Below are 15,652 nucleotides of genomic sequence, written 5' to 3' on the forward strand. Positions count from 1 at the left end.
GGAAAGTAGGTAATCGCCTCCCATTAATGGATAGCAAAGCTCCTGTAACCGGGAGCTTTTGCTGTTTTTAGGCAGTTGTCGGCTGTCAGCTGTCGGCGATCGGCTGTCGACTTTTAAGCGGTAGGCTGTAAGCTATAGGCGGCAACACGCCCCTTGCGAATTACCCCAGGTGCTCCCCAAACGGAAGAGCGCCTTTTGCGTGATATACAGGTAGCTGCAACTACCGATATTACCCCCGAGCCCTGATTGCTTTAAGCTGACTGCCGAAATGAAAAACGCCCTCCAGACCGGAGAGCGTTTTTTGATGTAATACTGACACCGCGAGCAATAGCTTACTGCCTAAAGCTTAATGCTTACTGCTCACTGCTTAAAATTGACCGCCGATCCCTGACCGCCTACGGAATGTTATACCTCGACGCCAGGTCCCGCATTTCCAGAATATTGCGAACCTGCAATTTCCGGAAAATGCGTCCCTTGAAGGTACCCACAGTCGAAACGTGGATCTTGAGCTTCTCACTGATCACTGACAGCGGCTCTGCCTTCAACAGGAACGGTACAATCTCAATTTCGCGGTCCGACAGCGTGTCGAACGGATTGAGGCTGTTGGTCAGGTTCTCCTGGATCAACTGGTTCAGCAACTTCTGATCGAGAAAAATCTGCCCGGACAGGACCGAACGGAACGCGTCCGTGATCTCCTGCAAGTTCGCCTGCTTCGTCAGGTAGCCGGCAATACCGGCATCCAGGTACTTTTTGACAAAGGAATAGTTCGTCAACGCCGAAAAGACGATTATCTTCATTTCGGGAGCGGCGGCCTTCGTCTGCCGGATGTAATCCAGGTTGTCATCATTGGCTGTCTTGGTGTCAAGTACAAACAAGTGATACTTGCCTTCTCTGAGCTTCTGCTCTGCCTCTTCCTTGGTTGTCACCATGTCAATGTCAGCATCGAGGTGGCTGTTCAGCAATTGTGTCAGACCGAATGCAACGATCAGGAATTCGTCGAAAATGAGTAATTTCTTCATAGTCAGGCCAAATAGGCGCTTAGGTGAAACGGATACCTAGGATCTTCCAGCTTTTGCCGGCTGTCTTTAGTGTTAAGTAGTTAGTGATGGGGCGAAAATATAACTAAGTACTCAAGGTTTTTTCCCTAAAAATATGGATATGGCCTTGCCGATTACTCATTGTTTCGACGAACAGCGGGGAACATACCTGCCAAAAGCGATGTTTTAGCGATAAAAAATGAAGCGATGTGTCTGAATATGAGGACTTTCACAGACCAGTATCTTCGGCTGCGGGAAGAAGGCTTTCCCGGAAATGAAAAAGACCATCCTGCCGAAGAGAAGGATGGTCCTGAAGAAAAAGAAGTAACTACACCGTCAACCGACGCTTCCGGGAAAGAATTGTCCACGAATCTGTCGTACGACCGTCCCGGACAACCGTAGCTGTTTCATGCAGGGCTACCGTCGGACATACGTGATAAGGAACGCCATAAAGTACCTGCCCGATGTGGAAATCATCGGAGTTATCCACACGCAAAACGCCATGTTCTTCACTTTGGCCGATTAGCGCTCCCTTTACATCCAGAAAAAGAACCCGGCGGTCGATCGGATTTTCCGCGGAAACGGCCTTATGGCCCAAATCCACCGTTACAATTCCCTCAGCCGGCTTCGAAACGACGCGCGTAAGGAGCAGCGCCGCCCACTCAAACGGCTGCTCCGGTAAGCCGCTGCCATAGCCCCAATCCCATAACAGACAGGTCCCAGGACTGCAGTAAACCCCGTCCCGTTGCGCATGTACCGGAAACGACGGTGTTCCCCCGGCAATAATCATCCAGCCAGGCTCAGGCGTGAACTCCCGGAACACGGCATCGTAGGCTGCGTCAACTTCCTGCTTCCGGGCGGCGAAGTCCGGATTGCGCAGATGCCCGTCGTAAATATGCAGGCCTTTCAGCGTCAGCGCAGGCAGGGACGTTACGCGTGCGATCAGCGCCGGAAGCGCGGGAATCTCCACACCGGTCCGGTTCATGCCGTTATTGACGTCAACAAACACCGAAAATGCCGTTTCATGCTCGTCTCCGTAAGCCTGCAATGCATCAGCGGCGTCAGGATGGTCCACCAGCGCTGAAAACGCCGTGGAAGGAAACTTTCGGGTCAGCTCCGCAAACCGCCCGACATTCGGGCCGCTCAACGGATAAGCCAGCAGAACCCAGGGCGCTCCGGCCATCGCCGCCATCTCCGCTTCCGCAATGGTTGATACCTTGAACCGGGAAATACCCGCTTCGAGCTGCAACCGGAGTATTTCGATGGTCTTATGCGTTTTCGTGTGCGGAATAAGGTAGTCGGTTCCGCCCGCGATGCGAATCATCGTGGCAATATTCCTGCGGATGATATCCTCGTAAAATACCAGTCCGGGAGAAAACACTTCGTCCGGATTCTCCAGCCTGTAATGGATCATGTTGTCAGATAAACAGATTGAGGACCAGTACCCCGACGAGCCCGATAACGGAAACCAGGGTTTCCATGACCGTCCAAGTTTTGAGGGTATCCTTGATACTCAGGTTAAAATATTCTTTGTACAGCCAGAAACCGCCGTCATTCAGGTGCGAACACATCAGGCTTCCGGCACCGATAGACAATACCATGAGTTCGGGAGAGACATCCGGCCGGGAGGTAACAAGCGGCGCGATAAGGCCCACCGCCGTCAATCCTGCAACCGTTGCCGAGCCCACACAAATGCGGATCAAACCCGCCATTGCCCAGCCCAGAATAAGCGGAGAAACCGGCAGCTGACGCAGCTGCTCCCCGAGGTAATGGCTGATACCTGCGGCCTGCATGATCTCTTTCAGCGCGGATGCCCCGGCTACGACGAGAAGAATGATCGAACAGCCTTTGAATGCTTCTTCCAGTTGCCTGGTAACGGCTTTCATCGACTGGCCGCGGTTAAGCCCCAGCGTATACATTGCCACGAGTACCGACAACAGCATCCCAAAATAGGGCTCGCTCAGCAACTGTACAACGGGATTGGGCGGCAGGTAGGGACGAAAGATAGTCGTCACCGCCAGCAGAATGACAGGCAAAAGAGCCGAAAAAAGGCTGATACCAAGACTCGGCAGCTGATCCGCAGGTAGCTTTTTTACAGACAGCAAATCGGGATCGAGTTTTGGCTGATACTGTTTCAGCGTACGGCCGAAGATCGGACCGGCAACAGCGATGGCCGGAATAGCCACAGTGATTCCATACAGCAGTACCTTGCCCAGATCGGCGTTTAGTTTGGTGGAAATTGCTGCGGGCGACGGGTGCGGCGGCAGGTAGCCGTGTGCAACGGACAAGGCCGACAACATCGGTATCCCGACCGTCAGAATAGGTAGTCGCGCGGAAACAGATACGGCTACAATCAGCGGAAAAACAATGACAAATCCGGCATTATAAAACAGGGGAATTCCGATGACGAAACCGGCCAGCGCCATGCCCCAGGGCAGATTTTTCGTCCCGAAAAGAGATACCAGCGCGTCCGTAATGCGTTGTGCCGCACCGCTTTCAGCCACCAGCTTGCCCAGCATCGCACCGAAGCCCACAATCAGGACCAGGTCTCCGAGGGTATCGCCGATGCCTTTCTTGATGGCGACGCCGATCGCGTGTACTTCCATGCCGCTGGCCAGCCCGAGCCCGATACATACCAGCAGAAACGCCAGAAAGGTATCCAGCCGGACCCAGGCAATCAGGATAATCAGGAAGAGAATACCCAGAAATGTAAGAAGTAATGGCATAGTAACGAGGTAAGAGGTTTTTTGATCATTCAAAGAAAAGAAATTTGCCCGTTTTCACCGTACCTGTTTCGGGAAACGTTCCCGGAACCTACCTTTGGCCAGGGCCCTTTCCGGGCCGGTTATTTTTTTGATGCTATGACGACGGAATCTCTCGCGCTGCGTCCGAGGCAGTTCCTGCCGGCGGACTTTGAACTGACCGACTGGGCCAGTGTCCTCCCTTTTTTTGATGAACTGACCAACAGGCGGATTACCGATGCCGATGCGCTCGACAAGTGGTTCCGGGATCGCTCGGAACTCGAAAGCTACCTGTCCGAAAACTTCGCCTGGCGCTATATCCGGATGACGACCGATACGACCAACGAAGCGTACGTGCTGGCGTTCAATGATTTCAACGAAAACATACAACCGAACTGGACGGAAATCGCCAATGCATTGGACGTCAAAGCCGTTGGGGATCCTTTCCTCGACAGCCTTCCCGACAACGGATATGCCGTCGCGATCCGCGGAATGAAACGGCAGATTGAGATCTTCCGGCCGGAGAACGTCGCTCTTTTCACCCGTATTCAGCAACTACAAAGCCAGTACGGAAGCATTGCCGGAGCGATGACCGTTACCCTCGACGGTGAAGAAATGACGCTTCAAAAAGCCGGAGACCGTCTTTTACAGCCGGACCGGGCCGTTCGGGAGCAGGCGTGGACGGCCATCTGGGAGCGGCGCTACCAGGATCACGAAGCCCTGGATAACCTCCTCAATGAACTGCGGGATCTCCGCCATCAGGTGGCCCTCAATGCCGGGTTTGCCAATTTCCGCGATTATATGTTCGCCGCGCTCGGCCGGTTTGACTATACGCCGGAAGACTGCTTCCACTTCCATGATGCGGTAGCCGGAACGGTCGTTCCGATTTTGAATGAGTTCGCAGCAGCCCGTAAATCCGAACTCGGCGTACCTTCCCTGCGGCCGTGGGACAAGCTGGTAGACCCTTCCGGAAAAGCGCCGCTGAAGCCTTTTGCCGGCGGAGAAGATCTGCTGACCAAAACCATCGAGGTATTCGACCGCCTCGATCCCGAATTGGGCCGGTATCTCCGGGTGATGCGGACAATGGGCCGGTTCGACCTTGAATCCCGGAAAGGCAAAGCGCCGGGTGGATACAATTATCCCCTGGAAGAATCCGGTGTTCCCTTCATCTTCATGAATGCCACCACCAACCTGCGGGATATGGTGACGATTCTGCACGAAGGCGGTCATGCCGTTCACAGCATCGTGACGCGGGATCTGGCGCTCAACAGCTTCCGGAATGTACCGAGCGAAGTCGCTGAACTGGCCTCTATGAGCATGGAGCTGATTACGATGGATCACTGGGATGTATTTTTCCCGGATCCGGAAGAACTGCGGCGAGCCAAACTGGAGCACCTGGAGGACCTGCTCGAAACCCTTCCCTGGGTGGCGACAGTCGATGCCTTCCAACACTGGTTGTACGAGAATCCGACGCATCGCGTGGACGAACGGAATGCCGCATGGGTACGGCTTTTCGACCGCTTTGCCGATTCCGTAACCGACTGGAACGGCCTCGAACGATTCAAGGCATACCAATGGCAGCGACAGCTTCACATCTACGAAGTGCCGTTCTATTACATCGAATATGGGATTGCCCAGCTCGGAGCCATCGGTGTGTGGAAAAATTTCCGGGAGAATCCGGAGAAGGGACTCGAAGGGTACCTTAATGCCCTGAAACTCGGCTATACCCGCCCGATGGGCGAAATCTACGCGGCCGCGCATATTCCCTTTGATTTCTCGAAGGAGCATATCGCCGGGCTGATGGATTTCGTCAAGTCTGAAATCGAAAAGCTGCGGTAAACAAAAGTCACGACATAAAAAAGCTCCGGAAAGTCAGCTATTTTCCGGAGCTTTTTTATGACCTCTCAGTGAGGATCAGGGTATTCGAGATACAGCGAGGCTGCTGCCGCCCGACCGGAATGCAATTGCCTGGCCCGCGCATAGGAACTGTTCAGTACTGTGAGGATATCGTCGCCATTGCGGCTCGGGAAAAGCCCGTTTTGGCCATGCAGGGCGTTCACAAAGAGGATGGCAAGGATACCGTTCGGAAAACGTACCCACGCTGTCCGGATACCCTGGTAGGTAAGCGAACGGAGATACCACCAGCCATCGTGATACAGAATCGGGCCGTCGGAAGTAGTACCTCCGAAACAGCCGAGCCGATAGGTAGTCAGGGTATCCTTGTAAGCCTGCGTGAGAACAGAAGTATTATCCGTCGTAAAAACAGACGAATACAGCTTCCCGGCTTCCCGCGGGGTGAGATACCAGCCATAGGCGCCGGTGGTATTCCGGAAATTGCCCTGGTTCCACCCTGCTGCACCGGAATAGGGAAAGTCATAGGTATACGTGAACTCGGCCGGGGTATCGGGTACTGCGCCGGCGATACCGGCTTTTTCGAGAACGTTTTGCTGGACATATTCGATGTAGCGCTGCTGAGTCTGCTGATCGTCGGTTGCATCATCTCCGGAAAATCCATATCCCAGAATCGCCGGAATCAGTACCCGGAATAGCCCGAAGTTGGCGTTCTGATAGCAATAGTTCCCCCGGTTCGCAGGGACGATACCGTCTGCAATGAGCTTTTTCAATCCGGTATATATATTCTCGGAATAGGATCCGTTCGCGCAGTACTGCCCCGAGCCGATGATACCCGAGCGGTGCGTCAGCAGGTCCCGGAACGTAACAGAGCCAATGCCCGGCCCCTTCACCCAATTCGCAGGCAGGTAGTTGACAATAGGATCGCCCGTTCGGATACCCCGCTCCGAAGCGAGCTTCAGAAACGCCATCGCCGTGATCGTCTTGCTCATACTGGCAATGTGCATTTTGGTATCGAGGAGATAAGGCTTTTCACCGCCGGGGTCGGTCGTGCGCGCTTTGAGTCCGCCTGCGCTTTCGGCCTTAACGACGCCGTTTTGCAGCAGCACATAGCCATACCCGAAGTTCCGGTTTCGCAGCGAGTCTTCCAGTACCTTCGAAAAGAGGGCGAAAAAGCCGGGATAGGTCGTAACCGTCACCGGATCTGAATAAACCGTCACCTGCCCTGCTATCGCATAGGCCCGGACGTAGTACCGGGTATTCTCATTCAACCCATTAATGGGCGAGGTGAAAGAATGGGGAAACAACGTGGGCGCTGCCGACTGCTCGCTCTTCTGATCGGCGATAGTGGGCAGGGTATTTGTAGCCGACCAGCAATGCCCGTATACCACCGCAAGACCCTTATCGGCATGCTTCAGCGTGGATGTAATCTGAAACGAAGCGGATGTGACAGCGGTTACCGCCCGCAGCGTATCAAGCTCAACGGCAGGCGCGGGATCTTCCCGTTGTTTCCGGCAGGCCGTAAACAGGCAGGCAATGAGGAGAACAGGGAGAAGGTATTTCATCACGTAAAATAAAAACCTGACTCGACAGGCGGTCAGACGGGAGGTTGGCTATCTTTGGATAGTCACGAAATTACTAACGTTTTATTGCTACTGATCGATTGCAGGCGTGAAGTTCATTCGTTCCCTTTATCTGTCGAGACTTTTCTTTATCCTGCTGACCGGGATTATCTTTCTGTTTCTGCTGGCTTTCGTCTTCCCGTGGCTGTTTGGCGTCGTGCGGGTTTATTTCTTCATTGTGCTGGTACTCGCGGTTGCCGATGGCGCTGCGCTCTATGTACCGAAGAAGGCTTTCTTCGCGCGGCGGGAAATGGCTGACCGCTTTTCCAACGGAGATGCCAATCCGGTTTCCATTTTTCTTGAAAACCGCTATCCTTTTCCCGTACGCCTGGAAATCATCGATGAAATTCCGTTTCAGTTTCAGAAGCGGGATGTGCTGTTCCACACCCGGATGACGGAGCAAACCCAGCAAATCATCCGGTATGAGTTGCGGCCTGTCAAACGCGGCGAATATGAATTCGGTGCCGTGAATGTCTACACCCGGACACCGCTGGGGCTGATTCGCCGCCGGTTCCGCTTTTCCCAGGATGCGATTGTTGCCGTTTATCCCTCTTTTCTCCAGATGCGGCAATATGAGTTCATGGCCATTTCGAACCGGTTGACTGAACTGGGAATCAAGAAAATACGGCGTATCGGGGTCAGTCAGGAATTTGAGCAGATCCGGCCATATGTACCGGGGGATGAAGTCCGTTCGGTCAACTGGAAAGCAACGGCCCGTCGTAATGAGCTGATGGTCAATGCCTTTCAGGAAGAAAAATCCCAGGCTATTTACTGCCTGATCGATAAAGGCCGGGTGATGAAAAGCCCGTTTGAAGAACTGACCCTGCTCGATTATGCCATCAACGCGTCGCTTGTCATGAGCAACATTGCTTTGATCAAACAGGATAAGGCCGGCGTGATGACTTTTTCGGACCGGATAGGGCAAATGGTGCCGGCAGACCGGAAACCGGGCCAGCTTTCCCGTATTCTGGAACTACTGTACCGTCAGAAAACACGCTTTCTCGAAACAGACTATGAATCCCTGTACCTGCAGGTAAAACAGCATATCCGCCAGCGCAGCCTGCTGCTGCTCTTCACCAATTTTGAAACGGTCAATGCCCTGCACCGGGTATTGCCGTACCTGCGGCGTCTGGCCAAAGACCACCTGCTGATCGTGATTTTCTTTGAGAATACCGAGCTGCAGGAGTTGCTTTCCGGCCCGGCCAGGACGACCGAGGAGATTTACCTGAAAACCATTGCGGAGAAGTTCTTCTACGAAAAGCAGCAGATCATGCGCGAACTGCAGCAGTATGGTATTCAGTCGGTATTAACGCCGCCGGAGAAGCTGACGGTCAATACCATCAACAAGTACCTGGAAGTAAAGGCGCGGGGAATGATCTAGCGACTGCGGAGTTTTGCGTCGAGATCCAGTACCTGCCGGAGAACCGGCTGGTGATCGTCGTTGTGAATGATGTAGTCGGCAAGCTGGCTGCGCTCTCCGGGACTGGCCTGCCGCGCGATAATCGAGCGGATCGCGTCTTCGGTTCGCCCGTCGCGTTTCTTGACCCGTCTGATCCGGAGTTCTTCCGGCGCTTCTACCACAATAATCTTATCAAAACGACCCTGCTTCATGATCGCTGCTTCGTAGAGCAGATAGGGGGCGTCGGCATGCTGTTTGGTCCAGTCATTTCCGTCCTGCTGCACACGCGGATGAACGCGAGCGTTGACTTCTCCGAGCAAGGCAGGATTATCAAAAACGCGGGAAGCGACCCAGGCGCGGTTATAGGCGCCGGAGGGAAGGTAGGCTTCCGGCCCGAGCAGACCGGTGAGGCTGTTCCGGAGTGCCGGATCGTGTTCGATGAGCCATTTGGCGCGGTCGTCGGCCACGTACACCGGAATCCCCAGTACTGAAAATATCCGGGATATGAGGCTTTTGCCGGAGCCTATGCCGCCGGTGATACCAATCACACGTGGTTCCATGAACGTCAGGGTAAGGGACTGAGCAGTTCGGCAATTTCGAAGCTGATGGTCACTTGTTCGGCGGAAGCCTTCACATTTTTTTTCTTCGGAAGCGGAATGGGAAGTACTTCGTCGAAATCGCCGTTGATGCGCCGCGGCATCGGAATCCGGACGGTATCCGGGTAGTTGCGCATGGCGGATTCGGGGCCTTCGACCGTCACCATAGCCGGAATGACATTGATGGCGGTTGAAATAACAAAATGAGCGGGAAAACGCACTGCCGACGTATCCGCGATGAGCCGTACCTTTTTCACCACGCGGCGTTCAAACCGGAGGTCCAGCGTATCGGCGATGACATAATTGACGTGCGATTCCTTGAGTTGTTCCGAAAGAAGATCAGTCAGGGAAGAAGTACTGAGGTAACGCGCCCGGAGCGGGTTAATAATGGGGTATTGCACGGGCCGGTTGCCGAAGGCCAGTGTCCGCCAGAGCAGGTCCCAGCCGTTGCCGCTGATGTTGGCCTGGATCTGTCTCGGCAGGGGAGTAGTCGGAACATACAACGAATCGTCGTACTCGATCTGAAGCGGATAGGACAGTTTTGTTGTATAGTCGTCCTTGTTCAGCGCGTTCAACAGCCAAAAAAGCAAAGCCCCTACGAGGCAGAGGCTTGCGACTTTCCAGTCAGGTTTCATTCGTTTTTTTTCGTGTCGGATGCCGCCCGAAACGGGCGGCGCTGACCCTGTTACGCGTTTGCTCTCTGGCTGCTCTCACGGGAGATAGCCGTCTTTTCGAAAACGAGGCGGGTGCCGCGTCCGGCGTCGATGGTGACGGTCTTGTCCGTCGTTTCCACAATTTTGCCGTGGAGCCCGCCGATGGTGACCACCTGGTCGCCTTCTTTCAGGGTGTCCACAAATTTTTGCTGGTCTTTCGCTTTTTTCTGCTGGGGGCGGATCATGAAGAAATACATGACCACGAAAATACCTCCCATCAGGACCAGGCTGTACCAGTTGTTGCCACCGGCTTGCGCTTGCAGAAGCATGAGTTATCGGATTTAAGGATAGAAAATCATTTGGCGGCAGCCTGCACTTCGACCCGGAACGACACCGTTGTGGTCTCCGGTTTGGTATTGGCAGTCACCGTTACCGTCTTTGTGTTGGCGCCTACTTTGTTTTTGCTATTGAACCGGACGAGAATGCTCGACGTATCGCCGGGAGCGATGGGTTCGGTCGGCACCGTCGGAACGGTACATCCGCAGGAGGCGTTGGCCGACTGAATCACCAGCGGAGCGTTGCCGGTATTCCGGAACGCAAAGCGATGTACGAGGGTATCGCCTTCGGTTACTTTTCCGAGATCGGCTTCAGCCTGGTCGAATTTCAGGACCGGAAACTTGGTCGGATCGGCTTTGTCTCCCGAAGATCCCTGTTTGTTCTCACAGGCTGTCAGGCAGAGCAGTGCCGCTGCACAAAGCAAAAACGCTTGTTTCATGTCAGCGGCCTTTGATTTGGCCCATCAGGGTTTCGACGTCGGCCAGGAGGCGTTCCGCTTTTTCGCGGGCGTCGTCCACAACTTTCTGTCCTTCTGTTTTGGCGAGGCTTTCCGGCAGGTCGGCCGAATCAACGAGATCGGCGATCAGGCGCTGCAGTTGCTCCCGGTATTTCGAGAGGCGGAAGGCCAGGCGGTCGCGGGTATTTTCTCCCTTGTCGGGGGCGTATAAAATTCCGATGGATGCTCCCACGGCGGCTCCTGTCAGGAATGCCAGCAGGGTACGGGTCGATTTGCTCATGGTTTCACAGGTAAATCAGAGAAATCACTCTGAACGTAATTTTATTCAAAGCTAATAGCCGGAAGCCCATTTAAGAACGCTCCGGCTATTGCTTTTCCTGAAAAACGCGGTCCGGTTACTGAAAACCAACGAAATTCCGTTAAAAAAAGAACTAGCGGTTGTCGATCAGACCGCGTCCGCTCTTCCGGATGGTTCCGTTTTCGCGGAGTTTGGCCGACAACGTATCGAGTACCCCGTTGAGGAACTGACCCGACCGCGGGGTCGAGTAATCTTTCGCTACTTCGATGAATTCGTTGATCGTTACTTTCACGGGAATACCGGGGAAGTAGATCATTTCCGAAAGCGCCATCATCAGGAGGATCTTATCGGTAATGGCAATCCGCTCAGAGTCCCAGTTGGTTACCTGCTCGGTGATGAAGCCGATGAAACGTTCCTCGTTATCCAGGGTATGGCGGAGCAGGTCCTTGAAAAACTGTACGTCATCGTCGCCACCCGGCAGGAGGGTTTGCAGGCGGAGATCACCTTCCTGAAAGGATTTGATGGTTTTGGTGGTGAGACTCCGGAGGATATCCTTGTCTTCGGCCCAGTAGAGATTCTGCTCGTCGAATACAGCCTTGATCAGTTCGTTTTTGAAAACGAGCTGTTTGACGAGGTGCATCACGATGTCAGCATCTTCCGCAGCGGTATGGATGCTGCGCTGGCAGTACTGGCGGAATGTTTCATCCTGACGTATATCCTTGAAGAACGGGCGGATATACTGAACACGGTCTTCTTCCGTCCACTTTAGGTTTCTCCGAATAACTTCTGACTCGAAGGTCGAAAGCTCTCTCAGCGCCGTGATAAACTGGTTATCGGCAAAGGAGCGGGTATTGTACCCGTCGTCGAGGTACTTGCGCTCGTCGTGCAGACGGGCTTCGTCCCCGAGTTCCAGCAGGAGCAGCAGAATCGTCAGGTACTGATTGTAAATCTGTTCGATCTCGTCCGTTGCCGTACGCAGCACGCGCTGCCGGTCAGACAAGGTCTTCTGCCGGTAATAATTAACGGCTTCAGTCGCTACGCGGCGGGCTTCGGCCGGAATTTCCTCGTCCGATACGGTCCGGTTAACGGTTTCCTCCAGCTGGAGCAACGCCAGTTTCCGGAGACCCTCAAAACGCTCGGGATCCTGCTTCTCCATGGAGTTCAGGTCCGGCTGAAGGGTTTCCACGATGAAATCCTGTGCAAGTTGGTAGTTGGAACGCTCCGCCTGGTGCAACGCATATAACGTCTGCATGGCTTTGATCCGCAACGTCCTCCGATTCAGCATATTCGGTAAAGCGGTTGGTCAAAGAACTTGTTTCGAGGCGCAAAGATACGGAAACAAGGCGGAAAACCCACGCGGCGCTTTATACTTTCAGGAGGGAATCGGATGACGGTGAAGCATTTACAGGGAAAAGTGCTATTTGGGCAGGGGGCATGGGGCAAAGGGCATGGGGTTCATTACGTTACCCTATGCCCTTTGCCCCATGCCCCCTGCTTACCTGGACTTACGCCGGAAGACCTGATAATTATACCCTGCAAGCTGCGCCTGTTCACGCAGTTGGGTGACGGAAAGTTGAACGGCGTTGACGACTGACTGATACCGAAGACCGGTTTTTTCGCAGATTTCTTCGATGGAATACCCGTCGTGGTAGCGCATCTCCATGACCTGGCGCTTGCGCTTGGGCAGGCTGCTGACCGATTTATGAGCGAAATGCTGCCAGTAGCCTTCGGATTCCTTTTCAATCCATTGGCTTTCAGGACAGCCTTCTACCGAAAACTCGTACGTATCGGCATCCGAATTAAGAGGTACGTGGTTACCGGGAAGCAGCTTCAGAATCTGATTGCGGAGCGAAAACTTCAGGTAAGGCGCCAGCGGCGCGTTCCGGTTGAGGTTTTGCCGGTGCTGCCAGATCCAGAGAAACAGATCCTGCAGCGCGTCTTCCACCATCGAAGGATCACTGAACCGCCGCAACGCCCAGGAGCGAAGCGGACGATACTGACGCCGGTAGAGAATTCCCCAGGCGTGTGAATCTCCGTCGAGCAGAGCATTCCAGAGTTGCTGGTCCGAAGTCAAATGCGAATGGCTTTCCACAGTAAACAGATTAGTGATGCTCGTATTTCCAGACAAAATTGGACATATCAATGATTCGATAATTACCCCGGGTTATCTCGAATTGATACTATATTTACAAGACTTATTTGTGTCAATCGGACATTTGAGAAAATAGCGCATCATGAAGCCCATTTATCACCGGTTTAACTTCGAAGGAGGCACGTCTTTCGGCATCCGGAAGGTCGCCGAGAGTTTTTTTTACAACCGATGGCATTATCACCCGGAGCTGGAGATCTCCTGGGTGCAGGAAGGGACCGGTACGCGGCTCGTCGGCGACCACGTCGAACCCTTCAAAGCCGGAGAGCTGGTGGTACTGGGCGCGAACCTGCCGCATCTGTGGCGGTCGGACGACCGGTACTTCCTCGCCGACAATACCGATATGTGCAGTTCCCTGGCGATTCACTTCACAGAAGACTTCGCCGGAAAGGAGTTTGGTAATCTGCCGGAAACGCGGCCGCTGCGCGATTTTTTCGCCCGTGCGGGGCGGGGCCTTAAGTTTTTCGGGGATACCCGTGACCGCGTACAGCGGAAGATGGCCGAAATGGCTGACAGCGATGACTTTTCACGATTGGTAGGTCTCCTCGATGTGCTCCGTATCCTGACGTTTTCAAGGGAATACGTACCGCTGGCCAGTATAGGCTATGCGCCGCCACATGCCCTGAACGATACCGAGCGCCTCGCCCGGATCTACCATTACACCTTCGCGCATTATTCCGGAAAGATTTCACTGGAAGAAATAGCTGCCGAAGCAGCCCTGAACCCGCCGTCGTTTTGCCGGTACTTCAAGAGCAAGGTCCGGAAAACCTACACGCAGTTTTTATCGGAAGTGCGCATAGGGCAGGCGTGTAAACTATTGATTTCGGGAGATTTACCGGTGGCGCAGGTATGCTTTGAAAGCGGATATACCAACTTCTCGCATTTCAACCGCCACTTCAAGAAGATCACCGGCCTCACGCCGGTAGAGTACCGGCGGGCGTATCAGAAGGGGTAGGGGGCGGCAACGGGCAGTAAGCTATAGGCGTTAAGCTATAAGCACGAGCCTCCCCTTCCGGCCTGAAGCCTATAGCTTACTGCCTATAGCGTATAAAAAAAAAGCTGCTTCACCCCGTGGAGTGCCCCCAAAAAGTTAGACACTTTTTGGGGGCTTTTTTATGAATGAAAAGAGAAGGAACCGCAAACACAGTGTAGCCTTCAAGACAAGGCTTGTAAAGAAGTATCATTCGGAGGGTTCATTGAAACGGTTGGCGCGGGAACATGGTATTGCTCATTCTCTGCTGGAAAAATGGGTAAAGCAGTATGAATGTTTGGGCGCTGAGGGCCTGTTGGAGCAGTACGGAAGGGATTATGCGGTGGAAATTAAACAGGAGATAATTCAGGCGTATATAAAGGGAGATCTATCTTTGAGAGGATGTTGCCTGAAGTATGCCATCCGTAGTGAAAGTACTTTATTGGGTTGGTTACGACGATACGAGCAATCCGGAGTGGAAAGTCTAAAACAGGGCCGGGGCCGGCCCCGATCCATGAAGCAGCCTAAAAAGGAATCCAGACCTCTGACGCGTCTGGAAGAACTCGAAAAGGAAAACCTGTATCTGCGGGCGGAGAACGAGTTGCTAAAAAAGCTGGATGCCTTAATCCGGGAACGGGAAGCAGCGCCTCAGAAAAAGCGCAGGCCATCCAGGGATTAAGGCAGAAATACCCGTTGGAGGTGTTGTTAAAGCTGGTTAAGCTTCCCCGTAGCAACTTCTACTATCACCTCAAAGCCGCCTCGGCATCAGACAAGTACGCCTTGGTGAAAAAAGAGCTAAAACAGCTCTATCACCGGCATAAGGGTCGTTTGGGCTATCGGCGGCTGACACTTGCACTCCGGAAAACCGGAACCATCATCAACCACAAGACCGTCTTCAGGCTTCTGAAAAGCCTGGGGCTGCGCTCACTGATCCGCGTGAGGAAGTATCGCTCCTACAAAGGGGGAAACAGGCCAGGCTGCAGACAATGTCCTGGGCCGGAACTTTCTCTCTGAGAAGCCTAATCAAAAATGGGCAACCGATGTGACTGAGTTCAGAGTTCGAGACAGGAAGTTGTATCTGTCGCCGATCCTGGACCTTTTCAACGGAGAGATTATCAGCTACAGCCTGTCGGAATCACCCAACTTTGCTCAGGTGACGGACATGCTCAAAAAGGCATTCAGGAAAGTAAAACGGGCTCAAACCAAGGGTCTTATCCTTCATTCGGATCAGGGATGGCAGTATCAAATGAAGCGGTATCAGAAGCTTTTGCAAGCCAGAGGTATCATCCAAAGTATGTCCCGAAAAGGCAACTGTCTTGACAATGCCATTATCGAGAACTTCTTTGGCACTATTAAAGCTGAGTTGTTTTACCTTAACAAATACCTTTCCATCGACCAACTCAAAAAGGATATTATCGACTATATCCATTATTACAACCACGACAGAATCAAACTCAATTTAAACGGCAAGAGCCCGGTTCAGTACCGAGCTCTTCGAATCGAATCGTAACTTTTACCTGTCCAACTTTTGGGGGCTAGTCCA

17 protein-coding genes are annotated in these 15,652 nt (G+C 53.4%); 6 read left to right on the top strand and 11 right to left on the bottom strand.

Annotated elements, in window-relative coordinates; genetic code table 11:
* Positions 1 to 395: 395 nt before the first annotated feature.
* From BLR09_RS25035 to BLR09_RS25045, 3 genes are all read right to left on the bottom strand, one after another.
* Entirely contained in the window at positions 396 to 1,019 is a 624-nt protein-coding gene (locus BLR09_RS25035; protein WP_093209273.1) for a response regulator, read from the bottom strand.
* A 346-nt stretch (positions 1,020 to 1,365) separates the two neighbouring features.
* Positions 1,366 to 2,451, bottom strand: coding sequence for a D-TA family PLP-dependent enzyme (locus tag BLR09_RS25040; protein ID WP_093209276.1), 1,086 nt, complete (start codon positions 2,449 to 2,451; stop codon positions 1,366 to 1,368).
* A gap of 4 nt (positions 2,452 to 2,455) precedes the next feature.
* Entirely contained in the window at positions 2,456 to 3,763 is a 1,308-nt protein-coding gene (locus BLR09_RS25045; RefSeq protein WP_093209278.1) for a gluconate:H+ symporter, read from the bottom strand.
* Positions 3,764 to 3,898: 135 nt separating this feature from the next.
* Here BLR09_RS25045 and BLR09_RS25050 point away from each other — a divergent pair, with 135 nt between their 5' ends.
* The gene (locus tag BLR09_RS25050; RefSeq protein ID WP_093209306.1) at positions 3,899 to 5,617 is read left to right on the top strand and encodes a M3 family oligoendopeptidase; all 1,719 of its coding nucleotides are present in this window, start codon (positions 3,899 to 3,901) and stop codon (positions 5,615 to 5,617) included.
* A 65-nt stretch (positions 5,618 to 5,682) separates the two neighbouring features.
* On the opposite strand, the gene BLR09_RS25055 is transcribed toward BLR09_RS25050, so the two are convergent.
* Entirely contained in the window at positions 5,683 to 7,194 is a 1,512-nt protein-coding gene (locus tag BLR09_RS25055) for a serine hydrolase domain-containing protein (RefSeq protein WP_093209281.1), read from the bottom strand.
* Positions 7,195 to 7,300: 106 nt separating this feature from the next.
* Between BLR09_RS25055 and BLR09_RS25060 the strand changes: the two genes are divergently transcribed.
* The gene (locus tag BLR09_RS25060) at positions 7,301 to 8,632 is read left to right on the top strand and encodes a DUF58 domain-containing protein (RefSeq protein WP_093209284.1); all 1,332 of its coding nucleotides are present in this window, start codon (positions 7,301 to 7,303) and stop codon (positions 8,630 to 8,632) included.
* Here the strand turns inward: BLR09_RS25060 and coaE are convergent.
* The 7 genes from coaE to BLR09_RS25095 form a co-directional block, all read right to left on the bottom strand.
* Complete coding sequence (gene coaE, locus BLR09_RS25065; protein WP_093209286.1) at positions 8,629 to 9,210, bottom strand: dephospho-CoA kinase; 582 nt, start codon at positions 9,208 to 9,210, stop codon at positions 8,629 to 8,631. The genes BLR09_RS25060 and coaE overlap by 4 nt on opposite strands.
* 5 nt (positions 9,211 to 9,215) lie before the next feature.
* Entirely contained in the window at positions 9,216 to 9,881 is a 666-nt protein-coding gene (locus BLR09_RS25070) for a YbbR-like domain-containing protein (protein ID WP_093209289.1), read from the bottom strand.
* Positions 9,882 to 9,931: 50 nt separating this feature from the next.
* A complete protein-coding gene (gene yajC / locus BLR09_RS25075; RefSeq protein ID WP_093209291.1) occupies positions 9,932 to 10,228 on the bottom strand; it encodes a preprotein translocase subunit YajC in 297 nt (98 codons plus the stop codon).
* 26 nt (positions 10,229 to 10,254) lie between these two features.
* On the bottom strand, positions 10,255 to 10,674 hold the full coding sequence (locus BLR09_RS25080) for a DUF1573 domain-containing protein (RefSeq protein ID WP_093209294.1): 420 nt from the start codon (positions 10,672 to 10,674) through the stop codon (positions 10,255 to 10,257).
* A gap of 1 nt (position 10,675) precedes the next feature.
* Positions 10,676 to 10,972, bottom strand: coding sequence for a YtxH domain-containing protein (locus BLR09_RS25085; protein ID WP_093209296.1), 297 nt, complete (start codon positions 10,970 to 10,972; stop codon positions 10,676 to 10,678).
* Between the two features lie 151 nt (positions 10,973 to 11,123).
* Positions 11,124 to 12,275, bottom strand: a complete 1,152-nt coding sequence (gene nusB / locus BLR09_RS25090) for a transcription antitermination factor NusB (protein WP_093209299.1) — start codon at positions 12,273 to 12,275, stop codon at positions 11,124 to 11,126.
* A gap of 210 nt (positions 12,276 to 12,485) precedes the next feature.
* Positions 12,486 to 13,082, bottom strand: coding sequence for an RNA polymerase sigma factor (locus BLR09_RS25095; RefSeq protein WP_176785671.1), 597 nt, complete (start codon positions 13,080 to 13,082; stop codon positions 12,486 to 12,488).
* 142 nt (positions 13,083 to 13,224) lie between these two features.
* Here BLR09_RS25095 and BLR09_RS25100 point away from each other — a divergent pair, with 142 nt between their 5' ends.
* The 4 genes from BLR09_RS25100 to BLR09_RS25115 all read left to right on the top strand — a co-directional run bounded on the left by BLR09_RS25100 (position 13,225) and on the right by BLR09_RS25115 (position 15,619).
* Positions 13,225 to 14,094 carry an AraC family transcriptional regulator gene (locus BLR09_RS25100; RefSeq protein WP_093209304.1) on the top strand — a complete coding sequence of 290 codons (870 nt, stop codon included), beginning with the start codon at positions 13,225 to 13,227 and terminating at the stop codon, positions 14,092 to 14,094.
* 160 nt (positions 14,095 to 14,254) lie between these two features.
* Positions 14,255 to 14,788, top strand: a complete 534-nt coding sequence (locus BLR09_RS25105; RefSeq protein ID WP_093205382.1) for a helix-turn-helix domain-containing protein — start codon at positions 14,255 to 14,257, stop codon at positions 14,786 to 14,788.
* A 104-nt stretch (positions 14,789 to 14,892) separates the two neighbouring features.
* The gene (locus BLR09_RS25970) at positions 14,893 to 15,123 is read left to right on the top strand and encodes an IS3 family transposase (protein WP_394331413.1); all 231 of its coding nucleotides are present in this window, start codon (positions 14,893 to 14,895) and stop codon (positions 15,121 to 15,123) included.
* Entirely contained in the window at positions 15,056 to 15,619 is a 564-nt protein-coding gene (locus BLR09_RS25115) for an IS3 family transposase (protein WP_093205388.1), read from the top strand. Before BLR09_RS25970 ends, BLR09_RS25115 begins: the two co-directional genes overlap by 68 nt.
* The last annotated feature ends 33 nt before the right edge of the window (positions 15,620 to 15,652 follow it).

It is taken from the genome of Siphonobacter aquaeclarae, assembly GCF_900103285.1.
Taxonomy (GTDB): domain Bacteria; phylum Bacteroidota; class Bacteroidia; order Cytophagales; family Spirosomataceae; genus Siphonobacter; species Siphonobacter aquaeclarae.